The sequence below is a fragment of the Desulfovibrio desulfuricans genome, from assembly GCF_024460775.1.
GTDB classification, from domain to species: domain Bacteria; phylum Desulfobacterota; class Desulfovibrionia; order Desulfovibrionales; family Desulfovibrionaceae; genus Desulfovibrio; species Desulfovibrio desulfuricans_E.
Window position 1 is genome coordinate 1 of record NZ_JANFYZ010000055.1, and the last position, 287, is coordinate 287.

Annotated in this window: 1 pseudogene; it reads left to right on the top strand. The window is 60.3% G+C overall.

Features of this window, described 5'->3' with window-relative positions:
- Nucleotides 1–287, top strand: a pseudogene (locus NE637_RS15380) (CbbQ/NirQ/NorQ C-terminal domain-containing protein); the annotation flags it as partial.

A 287-nucleotide genomic window follows, 5' to 3' on the forward strand; every position in this document is an offset into this window, starting at 1 on the left:
GCAGTTTGCTGCGATGGGGTGATCTGACCGTTCGCTTTCAGCCTCTGGCCCATCAAGGCGTGCAGCCTGTAACCTACGCCCTTGACCGGGCTCTGGCCTACCGTGCAAGCCGTGAAACCCGCGCCATGCTGCACGAGCTGGCTCAGCGTATGTTCCCGCAGCAGATGGAAGGTGAGTCCCCCCAGACCGTAACGGCAGAAATTGAAATCCTGCAAGGCGAGCAAGCCCTACACTTCATGCGTGGGCATCTGCACCACACACCTACGGTGGCCAAGCCCCTCGTTCAT